1 protein-coding gene is annotated in these 858 nt (G+C 75.2%); it reads right to left on the minus strand.

All coding sequences use genetic code 11. The features are described 5' to 3' along the window. The coding region (locus ACTWQE_RS34120; protein WP_443332966.1) for a nitrate- and nitrite sensing domain-containing protein at positions 1 to 815 on the minus strand (815 nt) is incomplete at its 3' end. Positions 816 to 858 lie beyond the last annotated feature (43 nt).

The following is an 858-nucleotide window of genomic DNA, read 5'->3' on the forward strand; positions in this document are numbered from 1 at the left end:
AGGGTGGCGAGGGCGACGATCAGCACGCCGAGGCAGAGGAAGCCCGCCAGCTCCCGGGAGGCGCCGGCGCTGAGCTGCCCGGCCCGGTCCCGTACGTCGGCGCCCACACGCTGCTGGACCGAGCGGAGGTCGTCGACGAGTACGGTCATCGAGCGCCACCACTCGTCGGGGTCGGTCTTCAGCGGGGATCCGTCCGCGCCCGCGGCCGCCCGCTTCTCCAGGCCGCCGGCGCGCCCGGCGTCCTCGGTTCCCAGAGCCCGGTCGAGGGCGCGGCGCTGGGACGGGGTGGCCGACTGCCGGTACTGCCGGAGGGCCACCACGCGGGCCGCCCGTACTTCGGTGAAGGCCACGTACTCACCGCCCCGGAAGCGTCCGGCCGCGAAGACCCCGTTGAGGGAGCCGCGCTCCAGCGCCACGGACTCATTGGCGTCGGTGAGCGCCTGCAGGGCCTCCATGCCGTCGGACAGGGCACGGTCACCACGGGCGGCCGCGGCTCCGTCGGAGGACTGGGCCTTGATGAGCGCGGTGATGACGGAGGTGTAGAAGTCCAGGGTCTCGCCACGGGACGCGTCACCGCCGTCGACCTCGGCCCGTACGCCGGCCAGCCGGGCGAGCCGGGTACGGGCACGCTCGACGGCGGACGCGGGGCCGGTGCCGCCCGCGGCGAGGAGCGCCGCGAGATCGGCACGGGCCCGGTCGGACCGCTCGCGCTGCCGGGTGACGTCGTCGCGGTAGCGCCGGGCGCCCCCCAACAGACCGTTGGTGAGGCCGCGTTCACGCTGGAGCTCATGGACGAGCGCCTGTACCTGGACCACGAGGTCCACTCGTTCCCGGGTCTCGCGCGCGGCGGCCCAATCC

The organism is Streptomyces sp. 8N706, from assembly GCF_052245415.1.
In the GTDB taxonomy this organism is placed as follows: domain Bacteria; phylum Actinomycetota; class Actinomycetes; order Streptomycetales; family Streptomycetaceae; genus Streptomyces.